This is a genomic window from Nocardia sp. NPDC059691, from assembly GCF_042733915.1.
Taxonomy (GTDB): Bacteria; Actinomycetota; Actinomycetes; order Mycobacteriales; family Mycobacteriaceae; genus Nocardia; species Nocardia sichangensis.
On sequence record NZ_JBHWFB010000001.1, the window covers coordinates 933,089 to 958,790 of the forward strand.

At 68.7% G+C, this 25,702-nt stretch carries 22 protein-coding genes, 1 tRNA gene and 1 pseudogene; 11 read left to right on the top strand and 13 right to left on the bottom strand.

Going from position 1 to position 25,702, the window contains the following annotated elements; all coding sequences use genetic code 11:
* The first annotated feature begins 10 nt into the window (after nucleotides 1-10).
* The gene (locus tag ACFV2O_RS04170) at nucleotides 11-880 is read left to right on the top strand and encodes an ion transporter (protein WP_355078707.1); all 870 of its coding nucleotides are present in this window, start codon (nucleotides 11-13) and stop codon (nucleotides 878-880) included.
* Here the strand turns inward: ACFV2O_RS04170 and ACFV2O_RS04175 are convergent.
* Together ACFV2O_RS04175 and ACFV2O_RS04180 are read right to left on the bottom strand one after the other, a co-directional pair.
* On the bottom strand, nucleotides 858-2,069 hold the full coding sequence (locus ACFV2O_RS04175) for a low temperature requirement protein A (protein ID WP_379250040.1): 1,212 nt from the start codon (nucleotides 2,067-2,069) through the stop codon (nucleotides 858-860). The genes ACFV2O_RS04170 and ACFV2O_RS04175 overlap by 23 nt on opposite strands.
* Before the next feature lie 86 nt (nucleotides 2,070-2,155).
* Complete coding sequence (locus ACFV2O_RS04180; RefSeq protein ID WP_355078705.1) at nucleotides 2,156-2,614, bottom strand: SRPBCC family protein; 459 nt, start codon at nucleotides 2,612-2,614, stop codon at nucleotides 2,156-2,158.
* Nucleotides 2,615-2,867: 253 nt separating this feature from the next.
* On the opposite strand from ACFV2O_RS04180, the gene ACFV2O_RS04185 reads away from it, so the two are divergent.
* Nucleotides 2,868-3,215, top strand: a complete 348-nt coding sequence (locus ACFV2O_RS04185) for a sporulation protein (RefSeq protein ID WP_379250042.1) — start codon at nucleotides 2,868-2,870, stop codon at nucleotides 3,213-3,215.
* Between the two features lie 81 nt (nucleotides 3,216-3,296).
* Here ACFV2O_RS04185 and ACFV2O_RS04190 read toward each other — a convergent pair whose 3' ends face one another.
* Both ACFV2O_RS04190 and ACFV2O_RS04195 read right to left on the bottom strand, forming a co-directional pair.
* Nucleotides 3,297-3,488 carry a DUF1918 domain-containing protein gene (locus tag ACFV2O_RS04190; RefSeq protein WP_039794508.1) on the bottom strand — a complete coding sequence of 64 codons (192 nt, stop codon included), beginning with the start codon at nucleotides 3,486-3,488 and terminating at the stop codon, nucleotides 3,297-3,299.
* 340 nt (nucleotides 3,489-3,828) lie between these two features.
* Entirely contained in the window at nucleotides 3,829-4,242 is a 414-nt protein-coding gene (locus ACFV2O_RS04195) for a secondary thiamine-phosphate synthase enzyme YjbQ (RefSeq protein WP_355078703.1), read from the bottom strand.
* A gap of 163 nt (nucleotides 4,243-4,405) precedes the next feature.
* Between ACFV2O_RS04195 and ACFV2O_RS04200 the strand changes: the two genes are divergently transcribed.
* Nucleotides 4,406-5,671 (top strand): aspartate kinase, encoded by a 1,266-nt coding sequence (locus ACFV2O_RS04200; RefSeq protein WP_379250045.1) that lies wholly within the window; start codon nucleotides 4,406-4,408, stop codon nucleotides 5,669-5,671.
* Nucleotides 5,672-5,674: 3 nt separating this feature from the next.
* Nucleotides 5,675-6,709, top strand: a complete 1,035-nt coding sequence (locus ACFV2O_RS04205; protein WP_379250047.1) for an aspartate-semialdehyde dehydrogenase — start codon at nucleotides 5,675-5,677, stop codon at nucleotides 6,707-6,709.
* Between the two features lie 183 nt (nucleotides 6,710-6,892).
* On the opposite strand, the gene ACFV2O_RS04210 is transcribed toward ACFV2O_RS04205, so the two are convergent.
* Nucleotides 6,893-7,456 carry a helix-turn-helix domain-containing protein gene (locus ACFV2O_RS04210; RefSeq protein WP_356963442.1) on the bottom strand — a complete coding sequence of 188 codons (564 nt, stop codon included), beginning with the start codon at nucleotides 7,454-7,456 and terminating at the stop codon, nucleotides 6,893-6,895.
* 84 nt (nucleotides 7,457-7,540) lie between these two features.
* Here ACFV2O_RS04210 and ACFV2O_RS04215 point away from each other — a divergent pair, with 84 nt between their 5' ends.
* Together ACFV2O_RS04215 and ACFV2O_RS04220 are read left to right on the top strand one after the other, a co-directional pair.
* Entirely contained in the window at nucleotides 7,541-7,963 is a 423-nt protein-coding gene (locus tag ACFV2O_RS04215) for a nuclear transport factor 2 family protein (RefSeq protein WP_379250049.1), read from the top strand.
* 44 nt (nucleotides 7,964-8,007) lie between these two features.
* A complete protein-coding gene (locus ACFV2O_RS04220) occupies nucleotides 8,008-8,931 on the top strand; it encodes an aminotransferase class IV (RefSeq protein ID WP_379250051.1) in 924 nt (307 codons plus the stop codon).
* Nucleotides 8,932-8,939: 8 nt separating this feature from the next.
* Here the strand turns inward: ACFV2O_RS04220 and ACFV2O_RS04225 are convergent, their stop codons facing one another.
* Together ACFV2O_RS04225 and ACFV2O_RS04230 are read right to left on the bottom strand one after the other, a co-directional pair.
* Nucleotides 8,940-10,289 carry a serine hydrolase domain-containing protein gene (locus ACFV2O_RS04225; RefSeq protein WP_379250053.1) on the bottom strand — a complete coding sequence of 450 codons (1,350 nt, stop codon included), beginning with the start codon at nucleotides 10,287-10,289 and terminating at the stop codon, nucleotides 8,940-8,942.
* Nucleotides 10,290-10,559: 270 nt separating this feature from the next.
* Nucleotides 10,560-11,798, bottom strand: coding sequence for an APC family permease (locus ACFV2O_RS04230; protein ID WP_379250055.1), 1,239 nt, complete (start codon nucleotides 11,796-11,798; stop codon nucleotides 10,560-10,562).
* A gap of 621 nt (nucleotides 11,799-12,419) precedes the next feature.
* Between ACFV2O_RS04230 and ACFV2O_RS04235 the strand changes: the two are divergent.
* From ACFV2O_RS04235 to ACFV2O_RS04250, 4 genes and pseudogenes are all read left to right on the top strand, one after another.
* Nucleotides 12,420-12,926, top strand: a pseudogene (locus ACFV2O_RS04235) (catalase); the annotation flags it as partial.
* A 114-nt stretch (nucleotides 12,927-13,040) separates the two neighbouring features.
* Complete coding sequence (gene bla / locus ACFV2O_RS04240; protein WP_379250056.1) at nucleotides 13,041-13,949, top strand: class A beta-lactamase; 909 nt, start codon at nucleotides 13,041-13,043, stop codon at nucleotides 13,947-13,949.
* Between the two features lie 726 nt (nucleotides 13,950-14,675).
* On the top strand, nucleotides 14,676-15,902 hold the full coding sequence (locus ACFV2O_RS04245) for a cytochrome P450 (protein WP_379250058.1): 1,227 nt from the start codon (nucleotides 14,676-14,678) through the stop codon (nucleotides 15,900-15,902).
* A gap of 37 nt (nucleotides 15,903-15,939) precedes the next feature.
* The gene (locus tag ACFV2O_RS04250) at nucleotides 15,940-16,530 is read left to right on the top strand and encodes a TetR/AcrR family transcriptional regulator (RefSeq protein WP_379250060.1); all 591 of its coding nucleotides are present in this window, start codon (nucleotides 15,940-15,942) and stop codon (nucleotides 16,528-16,530) included.
* Nucleotides 16,531-16,585: 55 nt separating this feature from the next.
* Here ACFV2O_RS04250 and ACFV2O_RS04255 read toward each other — a convergent pair whose 3' ends face one another.
* From ACFV2O_RS04255 to ACFV2O_RS04270, 4 genes are all read right to left on the bottom strand, one after another.
* A complete protein-coding gene (locus tag ACFV2O_RS04255) occupies nucleotides 16,586-17,818 on the bottom strand; it encodes an FAD-dependent monooxygenase (RefSeq protein ID WP_379250062.1) in 1,233 nt (410 codons plus the stop codon).
* Nucleotides 17,819-17,981: 163 nt separating this feature from the next.
* Nucleotides 17,982-19,703 (bottom strand): allophanate hydrolase, encoded by a 1,722-nt coding sequence (atzF, locus tag ACFV2O_RS04260; RefSeq protein WP_379250064.1) that lies wholly within the window; start codon nucleotides 19,701-19,703, stop codon nucleotides 17,982-17,984.
* Entirely contained in the window at nucleotides 19,704-23,255 is a 3,552-nt protein-coding gene (gene uca / locus ACFV2O_RS04265) for an urea carboxylase (RefSeq protein ID WP_379250150.1), read from the bottom strand.
* A 72-nt stretch (nucleotides 23,256-23,327) separates the two neighbouring features.
* Nucleotides 23,328-24,035 carry a GntR family transcriptional regulator gene (locus ACFV2O_RS04270; protein WP_379250066.1) on the bottom strand — a complete coding sequence of 236 codons (708 nt, stop codon included), beginning with the start codon at nucleotides 24,033-24,035 and terminating at the stop codon, nucleotides 23,328-23,330.
* 192 nt (nucleotides 24,036-24,227) lie between these two features.
* On the opposite strand from ACFV2O_RS04270, the gene ACFV2O_RS04275 reads away from it, so the two are divergent.
* The gene (locus tag ACFV2O_RS04275; RefSeq protein WP_355078685.1) at nucleotides 24,228-24,686 is read left to right on the top strand and encodes a hypothetical protein; all 459 of its coding nucleotides are present in this window, start codon (nucleotides 24,228-24,230) and stop codon (nucleotides 24,684-24,686) included.
* Between the two features lie 54 nt (nucleotides 24,687-24,740).
* Here the strand turns inward: ACFV2O_RS04275 and ACFV2O_RS04280 are convergent, their stop codons facing one another.
* Both ACFV2O_RS04280 and ACFV2O_RS04285 read right to left on the bottom strand, forming a co-directional pair.
* Nucleotides 24,741-25,463 carry an SDR family NAD(P)-dependent oxidoreductase gene (locus ACFV2O_RS04280; RefSeq protein WP_379250068.1) on the bottom strand — a complete coding sequence of 241 codons (723 nt, stop codon included), beginning with the start codon at nucleotides 25,461-25,463 and terminating at the stop codon, nucleotides 24,741-24,743.
* A 145-nt stretch (nucleotides 25,464-25,608) separates the two neighbouring features.
* Nucleotides 25,609-25,682, bottom strand: a tRNA-Pro gene (locus tag ACFV2O_RS04285).
* Nucleotides 25,683-25,702 lie beyond the last annotated feature (20 nt).

Sequence of the window (25,702 nt, forward strand, 5' to 3'; positions counted from 1 at the left end):
GGGAACCGCAGTGTCCGCTCCCAGCTCGGGTATCGAGAGCTCCTCCGTCGAGCGATACGGTCTGCGGGACGCGCCGGAGCCGCAGGACTATCCGCGCAAGCCGCCCATGCTCTGGACCGATTTCCTGATGCTGGCGCTGGCCATCGTGTCCGTGGCGCTGGTCGCCTGGATCACCTTCTTCCCGGTCTCCGGGCACACCTACCACGTGGTCGTGGTCGTCGACTGGACGTTGTGCGGGGTGTTCGCGATCGAATTCCTGTGGCGCTGGCGCCGCGCGGGCTGGCCGTGGACCTTCCCGTTCATCTATTGGTACGAGGTCGTCGGCATGATCCCGGTGACCAGCCCGTTCTTCCGCGGCTTCCGTTTGCTGCGGGTCGTGGTGATCGGCGTCCGGCTGGCCCGGGTGGCCGACCGGGTGTTCGGTGACCGGGTGACCGCCGCGGTGGTGAACCGGTTCGTGGCGACCATCGTCGACACCATCCGCCGTCCGATGACGATCGCGGTGATGGACGAGGTGGCCGAGGTGCTGCGCACCGGCCACTACACCCGCAACATCGCGGCCGCCCTGGAGGAGAACCGCGCCGAGCTGGACGAGATGATCGTGGAGTTGATCAAGAAGGACCCGCAGGCGGGACGGGTGCGCTACATCCCGTTCCACGACGAGATCATCCGGCTGATCGCCGACACCACGTTCCGCATCGTGTTCCAGGTGCTGGAGGATCCGCGCACCGACGAACTCGTCGCGGACGTGCTGCGGGAGAACATCGATCAGATCCGCGACGCGGTTCGCGACGGTGTGCGGGTGCCGCCGTCCGCGTACGGGCCCACGCCCGACGAGGACTGCGTGCGGCATCGGCTCAATCAGGTACCGCGTGCCTGATGGCGTCCCGCGGCTGTGCCAAACGCACGGTCTCCCAAGCGATCAGCGCGACCAAGACGCCGCACAGCAGGGCCAGCGAAGCCAGCGCGGGCAAGGCGCAGGCCAACGGGATGAGCGCCAGCAGCACCACGATGGCGACCACGCGCGGCGCCGTGACGGTGCGCGTGGCGTAGTGCTTGAAACCCACCAGCGCGATCAGATACAGCACGACGCCGCCGTAGAGGGCGTAGAGCGGAATTCCGTACAGCGCGTCCGTCAAAGTGTGGTGTGCGGAATCCCCGACGTAGTACAAGACCTTCTTCAGCCCCAGTGACAGCGCGATGATCCCGACGATCATCGGGAAATGCCAGAAGGTGTAGGACGCCTGCGCGATCTTGATCTGCCGCTTGCCCTCGGCGTGGACCAGTTCGTGCTCCACCGCCAGGGCCGCGACGTCGAAATACGCCCACCACAGGAGACCGGAAATGGCGAGACCGAGCAGCGAGCCGAGCGCGATCGGCCAGGAGATCGGCAGGCCGGCCACCCCGATACCGATCGAGACGATCGATTCACCGAGCGCGACGATGATGATCAGCCCGTATCGCTCGACGAAATGGGTGGCCGAATTCAACCGCCAATCGGTGCCCGCGAACAGTGTCCAGAGGTAGTCGCCCGCGATCGCGGCGATCCACAGCGCGATCTGCACGCGACCGGTGGTCATGGCGGCGACGACGAGCAATGTGGTGCCGAGGGTGATCGACCCGAGCGCCCAGCGCAGCAGCTGGCCGCGCAATTGCGCATCCTCGGAACTGGCCAGCCAGAACATCCCGAAATGCACCAACCGCACGATCAGGTACGCGACGGCGAAGACCAGCGGACCGAACCATCCTCCGGCCAGATCTCGGAACGCCTCCGGGATGGTGAGCGCGGCGAGGAAGGCGCCGCCCATCGCGGCGAACATCGCGACCCGCGCGATGCCCTCGTCGGCGCGGACCACGTTGCCGAGCCAGGAATAGGCGATCCACAGCCACCACATCACCGCGAGCACCAGCAGCCCGCGCAGCATGTTCTTCGCGCTGGTCTCCTCCGCGACCAAGCCGGTGACCATGGTGAACGCGAAGACGAGCACCAGGTCGAAGAACAACTCGAGCTGGGTCACCGACGCGCCTTCGGCCATCGGCTGGAACCGCACCCGTTTGGAACCGATCATGCGCTCATCGTCGCACCCCGGCCGATTCCGCGCCGGTCCGCTGCTTCGCCCGGCGGCCGATTTCGCGCAGAGCGCAGCCGTTCGCGCTATACGGGTTGATAGGTCTCCGTTTCGGGGAACCGCTCGGCGAAATCTATGAAGCACTCCACGACCACCTCGTTGGCCTTACGGAAAGTGCGTTTGAGCAGAAATCCGGGAACCGGGAGGGGCAGATAGAGCTCGACGTGGTACCAGACGTGCGTGCCGTCGACGCTGTCGGTCACCTCGAAAAAACCGCCGCCCCGCACGCCCCTGGTGCTGTCGGCGACGATCCAGGAGGACCGGTCGTCGGTCCAATCATATTCCAGCACTTGCAAATCCGAGCTGCCGAGCAGCTCCGCCTTGAGGAAGACCCGCCGGGGTCTGCGTCGTGCGTCGCGGGTCGCGACCCGGACGTCGCTGTAGGACGACGACCATTCCGGAAGCGCTTCGACGTCGGTCAGGGCGTCCATGACCTGTCCGGGATCGGTGTCGACGAAGAATCGGATATCCGTTTTGGTGCGCATGGCATACCTCCGACACCCGGATGGACAAGTCCGGCCGATTGTCTCCGTGATTTGTCCGGTTCGTCAACCTGACTGTGCCAGACCACATCTCGGTTACCGGGATAACGTGCCGTTATCTGCTCGAGATCGGCGATCGGGCAACCGCCGGAACAACTTCCGTCCGGAACGACGGGCTCGGCCGAGGTTCGCGCGCCTACGATCGGATCCGAATGGGCGCGGTATCCGGCGCCTTCGGTACGGGCGGGAGGATGTCATGAAATACGCCGAACTGCTGGCGCAGGCGCGCGACGCGATCACGGTGCGCCGGGTTTACGGCGACCCCTACGAATCCGGCGGCGCGATAGTCATTCCCGCCGCCTCGGTCGGGGGTGGCGGTGGTGGCGGCGGCGGTACCGGGAACAGCGCCGGCGGGGATGGCTCCGGCGAAGGCGTGGCGTTCGGTGTAGGCGCCAAGCCGGTCGGCGCTTACGTGCTTCGCGATGGTCGGCTGACCTGGCATCCGGCCGTGGACGTCAACGCGATCATCGAGACGGCAAGCAAGGTGCTGATCGCGGCCATCCTGGCTTTCGCGCTGGCCCGGCGCGCCAAGCGAAGCGCCTGAGCGATGCGGGCGCAGTTCCCCGTCGGTGAGCGCCGGGCCGGGCGCGGGCGAGGCCGCCCAGCGCTCGGTCCGGCGCGGCGGTCATTCCGACGTGGCGGGCTCGACGATCGCGTCGGGCCCTGGATACACCAGTGACTCGTGACCGTCGGAGAAGCGCACCACGTAGGGCGGCGTCCCGTCCGGCCCGCGGACCTCGATGATCTCGGCCAGGTGATCCACTTCTCCCACCACGTGTCCGTGCACGCAGAGTCGATCTCCTACATGTGCGATCATCGCCCCATTATCGAACGGAGTGCTGCGCGTCACAACCACTCCGTGAAGGCGCGCGGGATCCGATCACGGTCATCCGAGCTCATCACGCGGTCGGCCGCGGCTTCGATCAGTGCCCGGCTCCGCTCCGTGGTGACCGCGGCGGACCGCTCGGCAGTTGAAAGCACTCCGCTTGTAGTACTACGTGTCACGCGCTGTGGCGGAGTCCCCCCCGGGACGCTGCCCACGCCCGCGCGGCCACACGTCGGCCCGGCGGAGTCGGGCCGGGTCGTCACGCCGGGGTTGGGCTTGTCCGGGCGGCGGTCTGCCCGGACATTCGTCGCCTCGGCCGGAGGGGCCCGGTTCAGCTCGCGTCGGTGAGGAACGACAGCCGCACCTGCCGGTCCGGGTTGTCGACATTGAGATCGACCAGCGCGATCGACTGCCAAGTACCGAGGGCGAGCTTTCCGCCGAGTACCGGAACGGTCGCGTAGGGCGGGATGAGGGCGGGCATCACGTGCGAACGCCCGTGTCCGCGCGAGCCGTGCGCGTGCCGCCACCGGTCGTCGGCGGGCAGGAGATCACGTAGCGCGGCCAGCAGATCGTCGTCGCTGCGCGCGCCGAGTTCCATGATCGCGATTCCGGCCGTGGCGTGCGGCACGAAGACGTGCAGCAGCCCGTCACCGCCCGCTTCTCGCGCGAATGTCGCGCACTGCGGCGTGATGTCCTGTACCACTTCACTGTGGCCCGTTCTCACCTCGAGCAGCGTGCTCTTCATGCGCCCATCGTCCCCCATCCGCGGCGGCCCGCGCGGCGCGACCGGGATCGGATGCGGCTGTGTGCTTTTCCACAAGCCGGGTAGGTAGCGGCAAAACCGCTGGCCTCGGCCGGTACCCTGGATGACTGTTACCAGTTTGTTGTCGATCTTGGAGGACCCTGTCGTGGCTCTCGTGGTTCAGAAGTACGGAGGATCCTCGGTAGCGACCGCCGAGCGGATCCGGCGCGTCGCTGAACGGATCGTGGAGACCAAGAAGCAAGGCCACGACGTGGTGGTGGTCTGCTCCGCCATGGGTGACACCACCGACGAGCTGCTCGATCTCGCTCAGCAGGTGGCGCCGTCGCCGCCTGCCCGCGAGATGGACATGCTGCTCACCTCGGGTGAGCGCATCTCCAACGCGCTGGTCGCCATGGCCATCCACTCCCTCGGCGCGGAGGCCCGCTCGTTCACCGGCTCGCAGGCGGGCGTGATCACCACGGGCGCGCACGGCAACGCGAAGATCATCGACGTGACCCCCGGCCGCGTCCGCGACGCACTGGACAAGGGCCTCGTGGTGCTGGTCGCCGGTTTCCAGGGCGTGAGCCAGGACAGCAGGGACGTCACCACGCTCGGCCGCGGTGGCTCCGACACCACGGCGGTCGCGCTGGCCGCCGCGCTGGGCGCGGACGTCTGCGAGATCTACACCGACGTGGACGGCGTCTTCACCGCCGACCCGCGGATCGTGCCCGACGCGCAGCGGCTCGAGCAGGTCTCCTACGAGGAGATGCTGGAACTGGCGGCCTGCGGGGCCAAGGTGCTGATGCTGCGCTGCGTCGAATACGCCCGCCGCTACAACGTGCCCGTGCATGTGCGCTCGTCCTACACCGACAAGCAGGGCACCTACGTTTACGGATCGATGGAGGACATCCCCTTGGAGCAAGCAATCCTCACTGGCGTCGCGCACGACCGCAGCGAGGCCAAGGTGACCGTGGTCGGCCTGCCGGACGAACCGGGCTACGCCGCCAAGGTGTTCCGCGCCGTGGCCGACGCGGAGATCAACATCGACATGGTCCTGCAGAACATCTCGAAGGTCGAGACGGGCAAGACCGACATCACTTTCACGCTGCCGAAGACCGAGGGCGCCCGCGCGGTCGAGATGCTGACCAAGCGCCAGTCCGAGATCGGTTTCTCCCAGGTGCTCTACGACGACCACATCGGCAAGGTGTCGCTGGTCGGCGCGGGCATGAAGAGCCACCCCGGCGTCACCGCCAAGTTCTGTGAGGCGCTGGCCGAGGCGGGCGTCAACATCGATCTCATCTCCACCTCCGAGATCCGGATCTCCGTGCTGGTCAAGGACACCGAGCTGGACGAGGCGGTCAAGGTGCTGCACAGGGCGTTCGACCTGGGCGGCGACGAGGTCGCGGTGGTCCACGCGGGAACGGGGCGATAGGTCATGGGTGTTCGCGTAGGAGTCGTCGGCGCGACCGGGCAGGTCGGCGCCGTGATGCGGAAACTGCTGGAGGAGCGCAACTTCCCGGCCGACGAGGTGCGGTTCTTCGCCTCGGCTCGTTCGGCGGGCAAGACGCTGCCCTGGCGCGGCCGCGAGATCGTCGTCGAGGATACCGAGACCGCCGATCCGTCCGGCTTGGACATCGCCTTGTTCTCCGCGGGCGCCACCATGTCCCGCGTGCAGGCGCCGCGCTTCGCCGCCGCGGGCGTCACGGTGATCGACAACTCCTCGGCGTGGCGCAAGGATCCCGAGGTCCCGCTGGTGGTCAGCGAGGTCAACCCGGAGCAGGCGCGCAACCTGGTCAAGGGCATCATCGCCAACCCGAACTGCACCACGATGGCCGCCATGCCGGTGCTCAAGCCGCTGCACGACATCGCCGGTCTGCGCCGCTTGATCGTCTCCAGCTACCAGGCGGTCTCCGGCAGCGGGCTGGCCGGTGTCGAAGAGTTGGCGAGCCAGGCCCGCGCGGTGATCGATGACGCCGAGAAGCTGACCCACGACGGCCGCGCCGTCGACTTTCCCGCGCCGAACAAGTACGTCGCGCCGATCGCGTTCAACGTGCTTCCGCTGGCCGGTTCGCTGGTCGACGACGGCTCCGGCGAGACCGACGAGGACCAGAAGCTGCGCAACGAGAGCCGCAAGATCCTCGGCATCCCGGATCTCGCGGTGAGCGGCACCTGCGTGCGCGTGCCGGTCTTCACCGGCCACTCGCTCTCGGTGAACGCCGAATTCGCCGAGCCGCTCTCGGTCGAGCACGCCAAGGAGATCCTGGCCAAGGCTCCCGGCGTGAAGCTGGTCGACGTGCCTACCCCGCTCGCCGCGGCGGGCGTCGACGATTCGCTCGTCGGCCGCATCCGCCAGGACCCGGGCGTGCCGGACGGTCGCGGACTCGCGCTGTTCATCTCCGGCGACAACCTGCGAAAGGGCGCTGCGCTCAACACCATTCAGATTGCCGAGGTACTGCTCAGCGACCGCTGAGACGTTTCTCGATCGAACGGGCCGTGGACTTTCCGCGGCCCGTTCGTCGTTTCCCGCATTCGCGCGAGCGCGCCCAGCGTGGATGATGCCGCCGGTGCTGTTGGCGGCTCCATGTCGCTGGTATCCGCGCTGTGCTGGTCGCGGATCGGGCGGCCTGCCGCCGGGAGGCGCTTCGGCGACGGATCAGCGGGCCCGCAGTCCGTCGAAGACGACGGCGAAGGTGCGTTCGCGCTGCGCTGGAGTAGCGGCGGTGCCGTGGGTGGCGAGGAAGGCGCCCTTGATGAGGCGCATCAGGTCCTCGACCTCGATGTCGGTGCGCACGCCGCCCGCCTCCTGCGCGCGGGTGAGCAGCGTGCCGATGGCCGAATTCAGTTCGTGCACCGGCCGGAGATATTCCGGGGCGTCCTGCCCGCCTACGGCATCGGCGAGATCACGCTTGACGCTGCCCTCCGCCACGAGCCTGGCCAGGAAGTCGAAGAACGCGGTCACCGGTTCCGCGGCGTCGGCCGATTCCCTTGCCAGCGCGATGATCCGGTCGACCCGATCCACGATAGCCGCCTCGAACAGCGCTTCCTTGGTGGGGAAGTGCCGGTAGACGGTGCCCGCGCCGACGCCGGCCCGCCGCGCGATCTCGTCCAGCGGCACCGAGAGTCCTTCCGCCGCGAACGCTTCCTGCGCGGCTGCCAGGACTCGCTCGCGGTTACGGCGAGCGTCGGCGCGCAGCGGTCGGCGCTCGGGTTCGGTCACGAGGACCGAGTCTACTGTTGACAAACGGGGCGCTCGTTCCGAAAAATAAGCGGGTCCTTCGTTCCGCTTATCTGGAGGTTTGTGATGGCTGCTGATTCGTCCGTGCGAAGCCCGCGCGAGTTGGTCGAGCGGTTGTTCGGTGAGCTACCGGCCCGTGACCCCGATGCGTTCGTCGCGCTGCTCGCGCCCGACGCGGGCTTCGAAATCCCGTTCGCGATCCCCGGCCACCCGAGCCGCTTGGAGGGCCGCGAAGCGATCCGCGAGCACCTGGCGCAACGATGGTCGGGCCTGTCCGGAATCGAAGTGCACGCGATCCACCCGCAGGTCTACGAGACCACCGATCCCGAAGTGCTGCTCGTGGAGAACGAGGTCGACATGACCATCCCCGGATCCGGCCGCGCCCGAAGGCGCACCTCCGTCAACGTCGTCCGGGTCCGCGACGGCCAAGTGGTGCTCTTCCGCGACTACATGGACACCGCCCGCTTCGCCCGCCTGGCCGCGGGCTGAAAATGGCCTCGCCCGGCGCGGGGCGGGGCTGTTAGCCTGCGCCGATGGCGAATCCACATCCTCACGTGTATCTCGGCGACCGGATCGTCGCGGCCGAAGCGGCCACGGTGGGCGTCGCATCGTCGGCGGTGTTGTACGGACTCAGCGTCTACACCGTGTTCCCGGTGCACGTGGACGGGGCAGCGCGTACGGCGTTTCGTTTGGACGACCATTTCCGTCGGCTCGAGGAGTCCTGCAAGATCATCGGGATCGATCGATTCGCGCAGGAGTGGGATTACGCGCGTTTCCGTGCGGCCGTCGTGGAGCTGATCGCCGCGAATGCTCCGCGTGAGGACGTTTTCGTGCGTGCGACGGTGCACGTGGTCGAGTCCATCCCGGGCACGCGGGTGCGGGGCTGTGCCATTCGGGTCAGCATCTTCGTCTACGACGCGGTGCCCATCGTGCCGCAGGACGGTATGCGCCTGAAATCCAGTCCGTGGCGGCGCATTCCGGACAACGCGATTCCCTCCCGCGCGAAAGTCAACGGCGCGTACGTGAACTCGGTGCTGGCCAAGCAGGACGCGATCGACAGCGGCTACGACGACTGTGTCTTCCTCGACGGCAACGGGCACGTCTGCGAACTCAGCGCGGCGAACATCTTCCTGGTCCGCAACGGCACGTTGATCACGCCCGACGTCTCCTGCGACATCCTCGACGGCATCAACCGCAGGACCGTTCTCACCTTGGCGGCGGAGGACGGCATCCCGGTGGTGGAACGCACCGTGGATCTCACCGAGTTGTACATCGCCGACGAAGTGTTCGTCACCGGCACATCATCCGGTGCCGCGCCGGTCGTCGAGGTGGACGGCCGCCTTGTCGCCGACGGCGTCCCCGGCCCGATCTCCCAGGCGCTGCGCAAACGCCACCATGCGGCATTGCGCACCGACGACGTGCACGGCTGGGTCACGGATCTGTCCGCGACCAGGTAGCGGCTCGTTCAGCGGATGGCCGGGGTGCGCGGGTCGGGTCCCAGGCAGACCAGGATGGCGCAGCCCGGCGGGACGTCCGCGAACGGCGGATCCAGCGGGTGGCTCAGGCAAGCGAAGACGTTGCAGCCCGGATAGGCGGCGGGACCGAGGCCGAATACCGCGATAAGGATGTCCGTGTCGACGAAACGACGTGGGTCCAGCCGCAGCGGCGGCTCGACGTACGGTCCCGGGTCGGGTACCGGCCGGTCGTAGAACGCGTCGAACACTTTGCGGAAGAACTCGTAGGGCAATTCCTGGGTGTTCTGCACGACTCCGGACACGCCCTGGCTGCTGACGTTCCCGAAGACGCCGGTCCACACCACGGTGAGGTCGAGGCTGGGTATGACGAAGACGTTCTGCATGCCGAGGCCGGCCATCGCGTACACGTCGTCGGGCAGGAAGTCGGCGATTTCGGCGCAACCGCCACCGAGCCAGAACAGGTAGCCGTAGCACGCGTTCGTGGGTGAGGGCGTGCGCGCCTTGCGCAGGTAGTCGCGGGAGACGATCTGCTGCGCTCCCCAGTGCCCGTCGTTGCTCACCAGGAGTCCGAGCTTCGCGAAATCGTTCGGCGGGATCATCAAGTGCGCGTAGCCGTAGGTGTGCCCGGATCGGTCCTGAGCCCAGTAATAGTCCCCGCGAGGAATTCCGAGCGGATCGAACAGCTCGCGCTGCGCGAAATCTTGCAGAGGTTCGCCGACGGCCAGCTCCAGCACGTAGGCCAAGAGATCGACATTGCGCTGGCTGTAGGTGAAGACGGTGCCCGGCGGGTTGTCCAGCGGCACGCCGAGCGCCTGCACCGCGCTGTCCGGGTCGACCGGGATCACACCGGTGACGCCCTCGGTCAGCACGCCGACCCGCATGCCCGAGGTCTCGGTGAGCAGATTCTCGACGGTGATCGACCGGTGCTCCGCATCACCGAGCCCGGCGGGCAGATAGCGGTCGATGGGCGCGTGGAGATCTAGTTTTCCTTGGTCCCATCCGATTCCGGCGAGCAGCGAGACGACGCTCTTGGTCGCACTCCAGATATTCCACGCCACGTTGCCGGTCCGGTCGTTCGTCGGTCCCTCGCCGATGAGGCAGTTGTGCCGGAACACCTGCACATTGAAGCGGTTTCGGCCGTTCGCGAAGGTCAGCGCATCCCGCAGTTTCGCGGAATCCAAACCGACTTGTTCGGGCGCCGCCCGCTCCAGATCGCGCCCCGAGGTGACCGCGCACCGCACCTCGTCGCCGGTCGCGGCGGCCGCGCCTCCGGCGAAGACGTTGCCCGCCACCAGCGAAACCGCCGCGATTCCCGCCAGGAATCCACCGAAACGCCCCATGTGCAAAAGGCTAGCGCCCTTTGGCCTGTTCACGCGGTAAACAGGCGGGGAACTGGACATCTGATATCGGCGTCGAGGGGTGGAACAGACCGGGCACTTGCCGTGCGGCGCGACCCCGCCGCTTCGGTACACCACACCGTTCGCCTTGGTCGGACACCGCGGGCCGGTACGCCGCGACCCCTTCGGTGGTAGCGCTCACCCGATGTCTACAGCGCAAGGCCAAGGGAGGTCGCGGGGCCAGTCGGGGCGGCGCGGTGGACGGCCCGATCTTCAACGGTAGCGCTTGCCCGACACGTACAGCGCCGCGCCGACGAGGAGCGCGCCGAGCCCGGAGAGAACGGAGCCGAGGGGCAGCGCGAATCCGACGACGACGCACCCCACCGCGCCGACCACGGGAATCCACCGGGGCGGCCGATTCTCCTCGACGGTCAGTGTGGCGGCGGAGAGGTTGGCGATCAAGTAGTAGAAGAGCACCGTGAACGAGGAGAACCCGATGGCCGCGCGTACATCGAAGAGCGCGGCGACCACGGCGACGATCGCGCCGACCACCAGTTCGGCGCGGTGCGGCACCCCGAACCGCGGATGCACGGCGGCGAGCGCGCCCGGCAGATAGCGGTCCCGCGCCATGGCCAGCATCGTGCGGGATACGCCGAGGATCAGGGCGAGCAGCGATCCGGCCGCCGCGAGCACCGCGCCGATCCGCACCACCGGCGCGGCAGCGGGAACGCCCGCCGCGCTGACCATTCGCGCCAGCGGGTCGGCCGCCTCGGCCAGTCCGGCGGAGCCGAGCACGCTCAGCGTCGCGACCGCGACCAGCGTGTAGACCGCGAGCGCGAGTGCGAGCGCGATCATGATGGCGCGGGGGATGGTGCGTTGCGGTTCGCGCACCTCCTCACCGAGCGTGGCGATGCGCGCGTACCCAGCGAACGCGAAGAACAGCAGTCCCGCCGCCGTGAGCACGTCGCGCGGACCGACCCGGCCGGGCAATGCGGTTGCCGCCGAATGCGTTCCGAACAGCCCGATCACGACCACCACCGCGAGCACCGCGAGCACTACCGCGACGAGCACCCGAGTCGCGAACGCCGACTTCTGTACGCCCGTGTAATTGATCGCGGTGATCGCCACCACCGCGCCCACCGCCACGGCGTGCGCCTGCTCGGGCCAGGCATAGCTACCGACCGTCAGCGCCATCGCCGCACAAGAGGCCGTCTTCCCTACGACGAACCCCCACCCCGCGAGATATCCCCAGAACGGTCCGAGCCGCTCCCGCCCATACACATAGGTGCCGCCGGAAACGGGGTATCGCGCCGCCAGCCGCGCGGACGACGTCGCGTTGCAATACGCCAGCACCGCCGCCACCGCGAGCGCCACCAGCAACCAACTCCCCGCCGACGCGGCCGCAGGCGCGAGCGCCGCGAATATCCCCGCACCCACCATCGCCCCCAACCCGATGACCACCGAATCGGCAAGCCCGAGCCGTCGACGCAAAACCCCATCTCGCGACGCCATAACCGCATCCTCCCCCACCACGCCCGCCCTCGCAGCGCGACTCCGCGAGTGGCACATGGCCGCGGCAGAACGCGAGAAGCCCGCACAACCATGTCCCACTCGTGGGGTGGAGACCGCTGGAAGCGACAGCGCCGCCAGGTCGGAATGACCTGGCGGCGCTGTGGGCTGGGACACCGTGCTGGTGTCTGTAACCGTCGACGTCCCACAAGCGCCTCTCGGCAGGTGGTCGCTCGTAGCGACAAAGGGTGCGGCCCGGGGCTGTCCGGACGCCGACGGTGGGTGTCGACGTCCCACAAGCGCCTCTCGGCGGGTGGTCGCTCGTAGCGACAAAGGGTGCGGCCCGGGGCTGTCCGGACGCCGACAGGGGGTTCAACCACGCGCTCGCGGAAGCTATTCCGGGCCGGATTTGTGACGCTCGCCACTCGATGCATCGATGTGGCGCGCCGCGCTGCGAGACCCGTTGTTGCCCGTCCTGCCGTTCCGAGTAGCGGTCCATACATCCGGGTCGGTCCCATCCCGGGAAACGATGTTCACCAGCCGAGGAGTCTCCTGTGACCGAACCACGAACACCGGCATCCCGGTCGAAAGCGACGACGAATCGCTCACCGCGGGCGCACAGGGCCCGGCATCGGCTTCTCGCCGGACAAGATGCTGCTCGGCCGCGTCTTCGCCTACGCGGACGCGCACCGCTACCGCATCGGCACGAACTACGCGCAGCTGCCGCCGAACCAGGCAAGGGCGGCGGAGGTGAACTCCTATTCCGAGGAGGGCGCCATGCGGTACTACTACAACGAACCGAATGTGCCGGTGTACGCACCGAATTCGTTCGGTGGACCGCACGCCGACCCGGAAAAGTCTCAGGACGACGGCATCTGGGACTTCGATCCGGCCATCGTGCGAGCCGGTTACCTCCAGCATGCCGAGGACGGCGATTTCACCCAGGCGGGCAATCTCGTGCGCGAGGTACTCGATGACGCGCAGCGGAAGCGGTTGGTGGACAACATCGACGGCCACGTACTCGGCGGTGTCCGATAGCCGGTGCTGAGCCGGGTCTTCCAGTACTGGAAGAACGTGGACGCCGATCTCGGCAAGCGTGTCGAAGAGGGCGTGCGCGCGGGCTCGACAGCTCGCGGGGCTGAGAAAATCCGCATCGAAGGCAGGTGCGCGGCGCCGCGCACCTGCCTTCGGCGTGTCCGGCCGATCCTGTTTGCCCGGTAGGTGCTCGGATGTCAGAGTGAAGACATGTCTCGGCTGACACGCGACTACCGGGTGGCGCTGGCCGCCGCATTGGCGCTGCTGGCCGGTTGCGGTGCCGAAACCGATGCGACGCAGCCGATCACGACGAGCGTCGAGGCCGGTCCCGCCGCGAACGCGCGCGTGGCGGATCTGGAGGCTCGGTACGGGGCGCAGATCGGGCTGTTCGCGGTGGACACCGGCACCGGCAGGACGGTGACCCACCGCGCCGACGAGCGTTTCCCGTTCCTGTCCACCTTCAAGACGCTCGCGGCGGCCGCGGTGCTGCGAGCGCATCCGCTCGACACGGGATACTTCGATCGAGTGATCCGCTTCCACGAGGCTGATCTGGTCGACAACTCGCCGGTGACCAGCGCCGAACTGGCCGACGGGATGACGCTGGCGCGCGTGGCCGAGGCCGCGATCACTCGCAGCGACAACACCGCCGGCAACCTGTTGCTGCGTGAGATCGGCGGCCCGGCGGGGCTCACGGCGTTTCTTCGCACGCTCGGTGATCCGACCAGCAGGCTCGACCGCTGGGAGACCGAACTCAACACCGCGATCCCCGGGGACGAGCGCGACACCACCACTCCGGCCGCACTGGCCGCGGACTACCGCGTCTTGGCGTTGGGCGACGCGCTCGGCGTCCGGGAACGCGACCAGTTGGCCGTCTGGCTGAAGGCGAACACGACGGGTGGCAAGCGCATCAGGGCGGGGTTGCCCGCCGAGTGGGTCACCGGCGACAAGACGGGCACCGGCTCCTACGGTTCCGCCAACGACGTCGCGATCGTCTGGCCCGAAGGCGGGCGGGCGCCGATCGTGATCGCGATCATGAGCCGCAAACCGGCCGAGGACGCCGAGGTGAACAACGACCTGCTGGCGGAAGTGACGAAGGTGGCCGTGGACCGGCTCCGGTGACACTCGCCGGGTGTGTCGGCGGAAGCGGACGCCGATAGCGAGGCCGGGGGCCGTGGCGGGGGCGGCGCCCTCGGCTCGTCGAGGACGAACTCGGTGGCGTCCGAAGGGCAAAGATTACGACGAGTTGTAGTAGACCTGGCCGGATCGGGCGGCCAGGCTCCGGTCAGCTACAGCAGGCCCCACCAGTAGAGCAGGGTCGCCAGAATCCAGACCACCACGGTTTCCATCGTCGCTCCCAATCTTCTTGGCGCACTTATGACCATCATCCCGCGATCCGGGGCCGGGCGATAGGCGCTAGCGGGGTCACCGCTCGGTCGACCCGCTCATCTGCGATTTCGATCTTGCAAGGTGTTCTTAAGTGCGCGCCAAGCCCGCCCCTGCATTCTTTGTCTCGCGGGAGGGACATACCCAGCACCGCAGGTGCGAACCGAGGAACGACCTGTCTCGAGGGGTGACAGGTCGGAACTCGGGGGTGGTGTCCGCCGGGCCGGTCTACGAGGGGTGGCCGGTCCGGCGGACGCGGGACGCGGAGCGGTCGCTCGCGCTGGCTCTTCCTGGAGCTGACCGGCAACGAGACGGTGTTGCCGCTGCCGAAGGTAACCCACGAGTGTGCGGCGCCGGGCCCCACGCGAGGCGGGCGCGGCTGGGCTGGTCGTGAATGGTGACCGGCCGGCCGACCTGAAACCAGTTCTAGACAGTTTGGTTAATTTGTCTTACGGTCGATACATGGCGGATGTTGCGTATCGGACGGATCCCGTTTTCGAACTTCGTTCCGGTCCCACTTGGGCGTCGCCGTGGGAGATGTACGCGGCACTGCGCGAGCACGATCCGGTGCAGCACGTCGTACCGGCCGCGCGACCGGAGAACGACTACTGGGTGCTCACCCGGCACGAGCACGTCTACGCGGCGGCGCGCGACAGCGACACGTTCTCCTCCCGCGACGGGCTGACGGTGGAATACGGCGAACTCGACGAACTCGGCCTGACCGACAACCCTCCGCTGGTGATGCAGGACCCGCCGCAGCACACCGACTTCCGCAAACTGGTCGCTCGCGGATTCACCCCACGCCAGGTCGAGGAGGTGGAGCCGGTGGTCCGCCGCTTCGTGCGCGACCGGCTCGACGCCATCGCGGCCCTGGGCGGCGGGGACATCGTCGAGCAATTGTTCAAGCCGCTGCCGAGCATGGTGGTGGCGTACTACCTCGGGGTGCCGGAACAGGACCGGGCGAGGTTCGACGGCTGGACCGATGCCGTCGTCGCGGGCAGCATCGACCGGACGAACACCAAGGCGCAGGCGGCGTCGGCGGAGATGATGGGCTACTTCGCCGAGCTGATCGAACGCAGGCGCACCGACCCCGGCGACGACACCGTGTCCCTGCTGGTCCAGGCGGGAATGGCGGCCGACGACACGGACGTGCGCGGGTTGATCCAGATCCTCGCCTACACCTGGACCATGGTCGCGGGCGGCAACGACACCACCACGGGCCTGCTCGGCGGCGCCGTGCAACTGCTGCAACAGCACCCGGACCAGCGCGCAGCGCTCGCCGCGGAACCCGACCGCATTCGCGTCGCGGTGGAGGAGTTCGCCCGGCTCACCGCACCGGTGCAAGGTTTGGCGCGGACCGCGACGCGCGATGTGGAACTGGCCGGGAAGACGGTGCCCGCGGGGCGGAAGGTGTTACTGGTGTTCGGGTCGGCCAACCGGGACGAGCGGGCGTTCGGCGCCGACGCCGCCGAGCTGGATATCGACCGGAATCCGCAGCGCATCCTCACCTTCGGGCACGGGCCGCATCACTGTCTCGGCGCGGCGGCCGCGCGGATGCAAGCCCGTGTCGCGCTCGAAGAGTTGCTCGATCGCTTCCCGGAGTACGTCGTCGACGTCGACGCGGTCGAGTACGCGAGCGGTCCGTACGTCCGCAGGCCGACTACTGTGCCGTTCCGGTGCGGGGCGTGACCACGGAAGACCTCGTTCGCGCCGGAAGGGACACGGCATGAGTGGCGATTGGCTGGGCGACGGTCGCGCCGAACTGGCCGGTGAGCGCATTCTCGACGCGGTGCGCGCGCTGTTCATCGACAAGGGCGTCAGCGGGGTCGGCATGGCCGAAGTCGCCGACGCCGCGGGCTGTTCCAGGGCGACGCTGTATCGCTATTTCGAGAATCGGCAGGCGCTCTACGTGGCGTTCGCGGGCCGGGAGGCTCGGCAGCTGGTCGAGCGGGTGTGGCGGGACCGGGCGGAGCCCGCGAGCGCGGAGCCGGGGGAGCGACTGCTCGACACGTTGACCGCACTGTTGGCCGAGGTGCGCAAGACGCCGCATCTGGCGGTCTGGTTCGAACCGTCCAACGCGGGAATCGTGACCCAGCTGGCCAATTCGCCGGGTGTGGTCGACGCGCTCGCCACGGATTTCGTCGCCGGATTCCGTCCTTGGTTGCCCCTGCACGCGGCCGAGCGCGTCGGCCGATGGGTGGTGCGCGCGATGGTGTCGTTGCTGACGCTGCCCGGCGCGGGAGAAGACGAGGAACGAGCGATGTTGCGCACCTTCGTGCTGCCGTTCCTGCTCGACGACCGGACCGTGATCGACTGACGCCGGTCGTCGACCGGAGCCCTACGGGACTCCGGTCGAAGCGCGGGCCACGGGTTCAGACGGTCGCTGCCGAGTAGTCGGGCAGGTCGTAGGTCTCGGTCTTGCTCAGCATCCGCATCATGACCGGTCGCATCGCCTTCGACAGCATCAGTTTGCTGAGGGTGTGGCCCGCGCGGATGCCGAAGCGCGACTTGGGCGTCATCGCGTTCAAGCCGCCCGGCTGCAACTGCTGGGCCGTCTTCACGAAGGGGCGCAGGACCTCCTCGTAGCGAGCCAGGCCCTGTCCGGGGTTGTCGGCGTGCGCGGCGAGTTCACCGGCGAGCACGTACGCGCCCACCAGTGCCATCGCGGTGCCCTGCCCGGTGAGCGGGGAACCGCAGTACCCGGCGTCGCCGAGCAGGACCACCCGGCCCTGGACCCAGCTCGGCATGTCGATGCGGGCCAGCTCGTCGAAGTAGAAGTCCGGCGCATCGGTCATCGCCGCCGCGATGCGAGCGGACTCCCAGCCGCCGCCGGCCAGGCGCTCGCGGATGAACTGCTGCTGTGCCGTGACGTCCCGGCGCAGCGCGGGATCCGCCGCCGCGCGGATCACGACGAGCGCTTTGCAGGTGGCCGGGTCGGCGTCGGGGCGCATGCCCAAGCCGGTGGCTCCGACCATCGAATGCATCGTGAACCAGTGCGGTTCCAGGTCTTCCGGTCGCGGCAGCGTGAAGAACGACATGTATCCGCCCAGGTACGTCGCGAACTGCTCCTCGGGGCCGAACACCATCCCGCGGGTAGCGGAGTGCAGCCCATCCGCGCCGATCACGATGTCGAATCGCCCGGCCGCGCCGGAAGCGAAGGTCACGTCGACGCCCGCGTCGTCCTGCCGGATGTCGGTGATCCACTCGCCGTAGCGGTAGTCGACGCCGCCTTCGGCGTCGAGCAGGTCGAGCAGCACCTGGTTGAGGTCCCCGCGGGTGATCTCGATTTCGGCGACGGCGCCCTTGCCGTCGAAGAGTTCTGCGGGCATGCGGAGGATTTCGCGGCCCGCGTCGTCGACGTACTTCATGCCGCGCTCGTCGAGCTGATAATCGCGGATGCCGGGCATCATGCCCATCCGCTCGGCCACCTCGCGGCTGGGTCCGCGCAGGTCGACGGCCTGCCCGCCCGGTCGCGGCGCCGCGGCGCGCTCCACCACGGTGGCCCGGATGCCGGACCGGAGCAGTTGCAGCGCGACGGCATTGCCGCCGATGCCGCCGCCGGCGACGAGCACGCGGAGCTGGCTGCTTACGGACTTGGCGCTCATGACTTTCCTCGACTCCCATGGGGTTTGTCCAAATGTCTTAGACATATGTCTAACACGACACTTGCACGGATGTCTAGTACAAATGTCTAAGCGGCCCCGAATGCGAAAGGCCCATGGCGGCGAGGAGTTCTCGCGGCCATGGGCCACTGGTGGATCGCAGGAGCTAGGCGCGGTGCCGGAGGTATCCGCGCCAGCTCGCGTGGTGGGTGATGTCGGTTGCGGCGCTCGCGGCGTCATAGGTACAGGCGAACCCGACGACGTCGCGGCCATCGGCGAGTTCGATGCTGGTCAGCGCCATGGGAGCCGGCAAATCGGCGAGGAAGCCACCCAGCCCCGCCGGGGAGACGCGGAACAGTTCCCCTTCGATCGGAGCGCCGCGGCCCGGTCCGTGTCGCACCAAGCCCGGCTTGGGCGGCGTGGTGTCCAGTGCGGTCAGGCGGTAGGCGTCGGTGGTCCGGATGTCGCCGAGGAAGCGGGCGCCCAGTTGCTCGAGCTGCCAGTGCAGCGGCTGCCCGCGCAGGTGCGCGCCGAAGACGGCCAGGTCGACACCGCGATCGACGAACAGCGGAGCGCTGTCGAGACCGACAAGACGGGCGGCGAGATCGACGGCCACCTGATCGGCGAAGGCGGGAGTGACCAGCATGACGCCGAACGGCGCGCCCTCGGCGGTAGGGGCGCCGGGGACGGCGACTGCGGCCATGTCCAGCAGGTTGCAGAAGTTGGTGTACGTGCCCATTCGCCGGTTGATGCCGATCGGATCGGCCCGCACCGCGGCGATGCTCGGGTGCTCGGTGGTCGTCGGCAACAGCAGTGCGTCGAAGCCGTGCAGGAGTTCTGTGGCCGCCGCCTTGGCGCGGGCGAGGGTGTCGAGGTCGGCGGCGAACGCGGGACCGGTCTTGTGCCGCGCCGCGCCGATGATGGCGGCGACCGTGGGATCGGCGCCCGCGGGGGCGGTGTCCAGGAACGCGCCCACCGCGGCATAGCGTTCGGCGACGAGCGCGCCGTCGTAGAGCAACAGCGCGGCGTCGAGCAGGGCGGAGATGTCGATCTCCTCGGTCTTCGCACCGGTTTCGCCGACAGCGGCGACGGTGCGCGCGAACGCTTCCCGATATGGCTCGCTGAGCGCGGCCAGGTCCTCGGGGCGCGGCACGGCGATGCGCGGCGCGAGCGGGGCGGCCAACCGGACGTCGGCGGGCCAGCTTCGGCTGCGCGAGTCACGCGGCTCCGGGCCCGCCATCACCGCCGCCGCGGCCACCGCCGAGGCGAGGTCGGCGGCGAAGACCGTCACGGCGTCGTAGTCCGCGCAGGCAGGCACGGTCCCGTGCGCCGGGATCACGCCCAGCGTGGCTTTGATGCCGACGATCCCGTGCAGTGCGGCGGGCACGCGGCCGGATCCGGCGGTGTCGGTGCCGATTCCGATATCCGCGATGCCGAGCGCGACCGCCACCGCGGAACCGGAACTCGACCCGCCCGACACCAACTCCGGATCGAAAGCGTTGCGCACCGCGCCGTACGGGCTGCGCGTCCCGACCAGCCCGGTGGCGAACTGGTCCAGATTCGTCTTGCCCAGCACCAGCGCCCCGGCCGCGAGCAACCGCTCGATCGCCGCCGCGGTCACCTCCGGCTGGTAGGCGAACTCGGGGCAGGCCGCGGTGGTCGGCAGCCCCGCCACATCGATGTTGTCCTTCACCGCCACCAGGACTCCCGCCAGCGGCAAGGTCTCTCCGGCGGCGAGCCGTCGCGCGAGGGCGGCCGCTTCGGCGGCGACCTCGCGCTCCGGTCGCAGGATGATCCACACCTCCGGCCGATCGACCTCGACGATCCGCCGATAGGCGGCCGCGACGCGTTCGACGGGGTCGGCTGCCGTGTTGCCTGGAACGGGCATTCAGTCGACTCCGATCACTAGTAGGGGCGTGCCCGGCTCCACCTTGGCGCCGGGCGCGGTCAATACCTTCAGCACGGTGCCCGCGCTCGGGCTGTGCACAGGTAGTTCGAGCTTCATCGCCTCCAGGACGGCAACCGGCGCATCGGCCGTGACTCGCTGCCCCGGCTCGACTTCCACGCGCCACACATTGCCGATCATCGGCGCGGACACCACCGTCGCGTCGGCGGGCAGCCCGGCCAACGGGTCTTCGATCGGCGCGGCGACGGGCGCGACGGTGCCGCGTTCGAACTCACCCGCCGCCCGCCAGGCTTCCTTCTCCGCCTCGAACGCGGCGGCCTGCCTGGTCTCGAACTCGGCGATCGAATCGGCCTCCGTGCGCAGCAGCCGCAGATGGTCGGCGAGCGCGAAACTGCCCTCACTGACCTCGGCGTCGAATCTGCCCGCCTCGGCCGCGGCACGGTGTTCGAGCAACTGCTCCGCGCCGACGGGTTCCCAGACGATGCGATCGAAGAACCGGAACAACCAGGGCGTGCCCGGTTCGAACGGCGCGGACTGCCGGTAGCTGGACCAGATCGGCACGGTGCGGCCGATCAGCTGGTAACCGCCCGGTGAGGCCATGCCGTAGACGCACAGGTACTTGCCGCCGATGCCGACCGCGTCGGAGGGAGTCCAGGTGCGCGCCGGGTTGTACTTGGTGGTGACCAGGCGGTGCCGCGGATCGAGCGGAACCGCCAGCGGCGCACCGAGATACACGTCTCCGAGGCCCAGCACCAGATACTCGGCGTCGAAGACGGTGGCGCGCACATCCTCCACGCTGTCGAGCCCGTTGATGCGGCGGATGAACTCGATGTTCGACGGCAGCCAGGGCGCGGCGTCGCGCACGCCGCTGCGGTAGCGGTCGATCGCCTCGGCGATGGAGGGATCGTCGAACGACAGCGGCAGCCGGATGGTGCGGCTGGGCACCACCAGGTCGGTCGTGGCGGGCAGATCGAGTTCGAGTTCGGCCAACGTGCCGAGCAACCGATGCTGCGGCAGCACCTCCGGGTCGAAGTGGACGTGCAGCGACCGGACGCCCGGAGTCACGTCGAGAATGCCGGGCAGCCGCACGGCCGCGAGAGCTTCGGCCAGTGCGTGCACCCGCATGCGCAGCCCCAGATCGAGGACCATCTCCCCGTATTCGACCAACACGTTGTCGTCCCCGCCGCGCAGATAGCGCACGCGCGGGCGGTCCTGCGACGCCTCGACACTGCCGAGTACGCCGCGATCACGCAGGGCGGCGCGGGTATCGGTGACCAGATCCGGCACGCGGCTGCCGTTGGACGCGCGCAACGCGGCCGCCTTGTCGTCGTCGACCGGCACGAACCGCACCGAGTCGCCGGGACGCAACTGGCCCATCCGCCAGCGATGCGCGGACACCACGGTGAGCGGGCAGGCGAAGCCGCCGAGGCTCGGGCCGTCGGGACCGAGCAGGATGGGCGTGTCGCCGGAGACGTTCAACGCGCCCACGCTGTAGGGGTTGTCGTGCAGATTGGACGGGTGCAGCCCGGCCTCACCGCCGTCGCTGCGCGACCAGGCCGGTTTCGGGCCCTCCAGCCGGATGCCGGTGCGGTTGGCGTGGCTGCCGACCCGCCATGGGTGCGTGCAGAACTGGGTCATGTCGGCGTCGGTGAAGTACGCGGGCGAGGTCTGCGGGCCGACACCTACCGCGAGCTGCCACTCGTGGGTGAACTCCGGCCGGTCACCCGGCGGCACCGCGGCCGGCGCGCCGAGCGTGTCGGCGGCCGCCGGGGCGATTCCGAGCACGTCGCCGGTGGCCACCGCCTTACCGGTCACACCTCCGAATCCGCCGAGGGTGAAGGTGGACGCGCTGCCGTGATAGAGCGGCGCGTCGATGCCGCCGCGTACCGCCAGATAGGTGCGCAGGCCGGTGTCGGCCGGTGCGCCGATGTCCAGCACCGCGCCCGCGGCCACGGTGACCGGCTCCCACATGGCCACCGGGCGGCCATCCACCGTCACCGGAGCCTGCGCACCGGTCACGCACACGACCGTGGTGTCGGAGAAGCGCAATTGCGGTCCCTGCAAGGTGCATTCGAGCGCGGGGACGCCGACCGGGTTGCCGACCGCTGTGTTGGCGAGGGTGAAGGAGAGGTCGTCCATCGGACCGGACGGCGGAATGCCGACCTCCCACAAGCCGATCCGGCCCGGATGGTCCTGCACCGTGGTCATCGTTCCGCCGCGCAGCACGTCGATGCGGCGGCCGACCGGGCGGATCTCGGCCAGCGTGGTCGTGGTGTGCTCGGTGCGCAGGACCCGGCCGTCGGCCGCGGCCTGGCGCAGTTGCGGCAGATTCGTCTGCACACCGTAGACGCGAGTCGCGCCGAGCGCGGTGCGCAGCGCGGCGAAGGCGTCGGCTCGGCTCTCGCCCGCGCTGATCACCTTGGCCAGCAGCGGGTCGTAATACGAACTGACCTCCGAACCGGTGCCGACCCACGTGTCGACCCGGACGTCGTCCGGGAAGTGCGCGGCCGTGACCAGGCCCGCGCTCGGACGGTAATCGTGGCCGGGATCTTCCGCGTAGACCCGCGCCTCCACCGCATGGCCGGTGACCGCCGGTCCGCTCTCGGGCTGCTCGTCCACCATCGCGGTGTCGCCGCCGGCCAGGCGCAGCATCCACTCGACCAGGTCGACGCCGGTGACCGCCTCGGTGACCGGGTGTTCGACTTGAAGGCGAGTGTTCATCTCCAGGAACGACGCCGCGCCGCTGTCGGTGTCGTAGACGAACTCCACCGTCCCGGCCGAGCGGTACCCGACCGAGCGGGCCAGTTCCCGCGACGCGGCGAGCAGGTGCTCGGACAACTCCGCGGTGAGTCCCGGCGCGGGCGCCTCCTCGATCACCTTCTGGTTGCGGCGTTGTAGCGAGCAGTCCCTGGTGCCGAGGCTGACGACGCGGCCGTTGCCGTCGCCGAACAACTGCACCTCGACGTGCCTGGCGCGCGCGACGAAACGCTCCAGGAAGACGCCCGCCGAACCGAAGTTCGCCGCGGCGATGCGCTGCACCCGCTCGTAGGCCGCGCGCACCTTGTCCGGGCCGAAGCAGGCCTGCATACCGATGCCGCCACCGCCGCCGACCGCCTTCAGCATCACGGGGAAACCGATCCGCTCCGCTTCCGCCACCGCGTGTTCGGCCGATTCGAGCAGGTCGCTGCCCGGGATGAGCGGCACGCCCACCGCGCGTGCGGCGGTGCGTGCGGTGTGCTTGTCACCGAAGACGCGCAGTTGCTGTGGGGTCGGTCCGACGAACGCGATGCCCGCTTTCTCCACCTCGGCGGCGAAATCGGCATTTTCCGAGAGAAATCCGTAGCCGGGATGAATGGCCCCCGATCCGGTCGCCAGCGCCGCCTCGACCACCGAATCGGCACGCAGGTAGGACTGCGCGGCCGGTCCCGGACCCAGGTGCACGGCGACATCGGCCATTTCGACGTGCGCGGCGCCGACATCGGCATCGGAGTACACGGCCACCGTCTTCAGCCCGAGTTCCCGGGCTGTGCGCATGATGCGGCAAGCGATCTCGCCGCGATTGGCGACGAGTACCGTATCGAATTCCAGACTCACTACCGCTCCCTGCTATTCCGTAGCCAGCGACATCGCCGCGATCGCGCGGGTGACCCGCTCGAGCACGACGTCCAGCGATTCACCGATGTGCGTGTGCAGCAGCCGATACGCGAGCGGAAGGTCCTCCGCCAGAACGGCGTCCAGGATTCCGAGGTGCTCGGCGATGGTGGTCTCGATCCGGTTGTTGACCATGAAGTCGTACATGCGTACGTGCCGAATGCGGGAATTCACCGCTTTGAGCGCGCGCACCATCTCGGTGTTTCCCGCCGCGGTCAGCAGCGTGACGTGGAATTCCTCGTCACGCACCACGAAGCCGGGCTCCTGGGCCGGAGGGTCGGCGCGCAGTTCCAGCCAGGCGGCGCGCTCGGCCTCCAGCAGCGCCCGATCGTGCGTGACCGCGGGATTGGTCATCGCGCGCTGGAGACCGCCCAGCTCCAGCGTGATTCGCAGCTCGTACAGGTCGCGGATCAGCGGAATGCTCGGCCGGACCGGACTGAACCCGTATTCTTCGCGTTGGAGTAGTCCGTCCGAGCACAGGACGGTCAGCGCTTCGCGGATCGGCGTGCGCGAGATGCCGAAGCGGGTGGAGAGTTTCGGCTCGGTGAGACGTTCGCCGAACTTGATGTCCCCGTTCATGAGTTCGCTGCGCAGCTTCTCGTACACCACGTCGCGCAGGGGTTTGCCCGCCGCGTCGGCCAGTGTCGCTATCCGTGTCGACATGGCTGTATACGCTATTGACCTCGCGTTTCGATGGAGTGACCGTAAGTTATCGCCGCGTTAGCGTCTGCTCACCGCGCCGGTCGGAGCAATGTTCGGCCGCCGTCCGGGGTACTCGGAGCGAAACGAAATCCCGCGCGGCCCCGACAGTCTCATCGAGTCGGTTGTCCATCAGCGAAGCATCAAGGAGACGGTATGAAGCGCAGCACGAAGATCGCCGGAGCCCTCGCCGCCGCGGCGATGGCGACCCTTGTGGCGGCAGGCAACGCCCAAGCCGATCCGGGCACGGTCTACTTCTCGGCGGGCAGCACGAACTGCGCGATCTTCGCGGACGGCTCCGTCGGATGCGATTTCGGCTATCCCCAGCACATGAGCTACTACGTCGGCGGCACCTACATCCCGGTACCGGTGACGGTGAACGAGATCGTGATCGACCAGGCCTGGCTGCCCGCGCATCCCACCTTCGACCCGGCCACGCCGTACACGCTGCCGGGTGGCAACCCCAGCATCAACGACGTGAAAACCGGCTCGGGCCAGTGGGGTCCGATCATCGAGCACGCCGGAGCGTCGTGCCAGGTCGGCTTCCACGGCAGCTTCACCTGCCAGGCTCTGGGCCGGGGATTCAGTTCCTACGGCGGTACGGTCACCGCCTGAGCGACCGGCCGGCGCGCTCGCTGACCGCGGGCGCGTCGGCCGCAGCCGCGCCTGCTACCGGCCGCCCGTGCCGTCGAGCCGGATGACCTGTGCGTTCACCGTGCTCGCCGCGTTACCGGCCAGATAGGCGACCACCGCGCCCGGCTCGGTCGGCCGCATCGCGGCGAGGGCGGTCTCGAGTTGCGCGTTGTCGGTCGTCCCGGCGCCGTAGCTGACCGTATTGACGGTGATCCGGCGGGAGCCGAAGTCCGGGGCCACCGCCTGGCCGAGCTGCTCGACCGCGCCGCGCACCGCTTCGTGCACCGCGCCGCCCGGGTCGGCGGGATCGCAGACGGTGATGACCCGGCCTTCGTCGGCCAAGTGCTGCAAGGCCAGTTGCAGGCCGTGGAAGACGCCCTTCACCGTGGCCGCGAAATTGCTGTCGAACGCCTCCGAGCTGAGCTTCGGGAACGGCTCGGACTCCGGCACCGCCGCGGTGTTGACCAGCACGTGCCACCCGCCGCAATCCTCGAGCAGCGCCTGCACCAGCTCCTCGTATTCGTCGCGATCGGCGATATCCGCCGCGAGTGCCAGCGCCGCGCCGCCCGCTTCGGTGATCTCCTTGACGACGTCCGCGGCGGGCTCGGGGAAGTGCGGATGCTGCACCACGACCTGAGCGCCTTGCGCGGCAAGAGTTTTCGCGATCGACCTGCCGATTCCGGTGTAGGCCGCCGTGACCAGGGCGGTCTTCCCGGACAGCGGTCTGTCCGCGGGCACGCTGTCGACGGGCTTGCTCATCTGCCGACCTTTCGTCGATTGCGGGAATTCGGTTTCAGCGATGATATTCCCGCATGCGAGCGGACCAACCTACGAAGGGCCGCACAACGGAGAAGGCCCCCGACCGTGAACCGGTCAGGGGCCTTCCCGTCGTCTCAACCACGAGTCGGGGTGACAGGATTTGAACCTGCGACCTCTTCGTCCCGAACGAAGCGCGCTACCAAGCTGCGCCACACCCCGTGAAGCGAACCTGGAGTAGC

Bases quoted from the DNA above. Each gene is read 5' to 3' on its own strand.
- ACFV2O_RS04175 (WP_379250040.1), bottom strand. From the start codon at position 2,069: ATGATCGGTTCCAAACGGGTGCGGTTCCAGCCGATGGCCGAAGGCGCG.
- ACFV2O_RS04180 (WP_355078705.1), bottom strand. From the start codon at position 2,614: ATGCGCACCAAAACGGATATCCGATTCTTCGTCGACACCGATCCCGGA.
- ACFV2O_RS04185 (WP_379250042.1), top strand. From the start codon at position 2,868: ATGAAATACGCCGAACTGCTGGCGCAGGCGCGCGACGCGATCACGGTG.
- ACFV2O_RS04190 (WP_039794508.1), bottom strand. From the start codon at position 3,488: ATGATCGCACATGTAGGAGATCGACTCTGCGTGCACGGACACGTGGTG.
- ACFV2O_RS04195 (WP_355078703.1), bottom strand. From the start codon at position 4,242: ATGAAGAGCACGCTGCTCGAGGTGAGAACGGGCCACAGTGAAGTGGTA.
- ACFV2O_RS04205 (WP_379250047.1), top strand. From the start codon at position 5,675: ATGGGTGTTCGCGTAGGAGTCGTCGGCGCGACCGGGCAGGTCGGCGCC.
- ACFV2O_RS04215 (WP_379250049.1), top strand. From the start codon at position 7,541: ATGGCTGCTGATTCGTCCGTGCGAAGCCCGCGCGAGTTGGTCGAGCGG.
- ACFV2O_RS04220 (WP_379250051.1), top strand. From the start codon at position 8,008: ATGGCGAATCCACATCCTCACGTGTATCTCGGCGACCGGATCGTCGCG.
- ACFV2O_RS04225 (WP_379250053.1), bottom strand. From the start codon at position 10,289: ATGGGGCGTTTCGGTGGATTCCTGGCGGGAATCGCGGCGGTTTCGCTG.
- ACFV2O_RS04230 (WP_379250055.1), bottom strand. From the start codon at position 11,798: ATGGCGTCGCGAGATGGGGTTTTGCGTCGACGGCTCGGGCTTGCCGAT.
- bla (WP_379250056.1), top strand. From the start codon at position 13,041: ATGTCTCGGCTGACACGCGACTACCGGGTGGCGCTGGCCGCCGCATTG.
- ACFV2O_RS04245 (WP_379250058.1), top strand. From the start codon at position 14,676: ATGGCGGATGTTGCGTATCGGACGGATCCCGTTTTCGAACTTCGTTCC.
- ACFV2O_RS04250 (WP_379250060.1), top strand. From the start codon at position 15,940: ATGAGTGGCGATTGGCTGGGCGACGGTCGCGCCGAACTGGCCGGTGAG.
- ACFV2O_RS04255 (WP_379250062.1), bottom strand. From the start codon at position 17,818: ATGAGCGCCAAGTCCGTAAGCAGCCAGCTCCGCGTGCTCGTCGCCGGC.
- atzF (WP_379250064.1), bottom strand. From the start codon at position 19,703: ATGCCCGTTCCAGGCAACACGGCAGCCGACCCCGTCGAACGCGTCGCG.
- uca (WP_379250150.1), bottom strand. From the start codon at position 23,255: ATGCGCACAGCCCGGGAACTCGGGCTGAAGACGGTGGCCGTGTACTCC.
- ACFV2O_RS04270 (WP_379250066.1), bottom strand. From the start codon at position 24,035: ATGTCGACACGGATAGCGACACTGGCCGACGCGGCGGGCAAACCCCTG.
- ACFV2O_RS04275 (WP_355078685.1), top strand. From the start codon at position 24,228: ATGAAGCGCAGCACGAAGATCGCCGGAGCCCTCGCCGCCGCGGCGATG.
- ACFV2O_RS04280 (WP_379250068.1), bottom strand. From the start codon at position 25,463: ATGAGCAAGCCCGTCGACAGCGTGCCCGCGGACAGACCGCTGTCCGGG.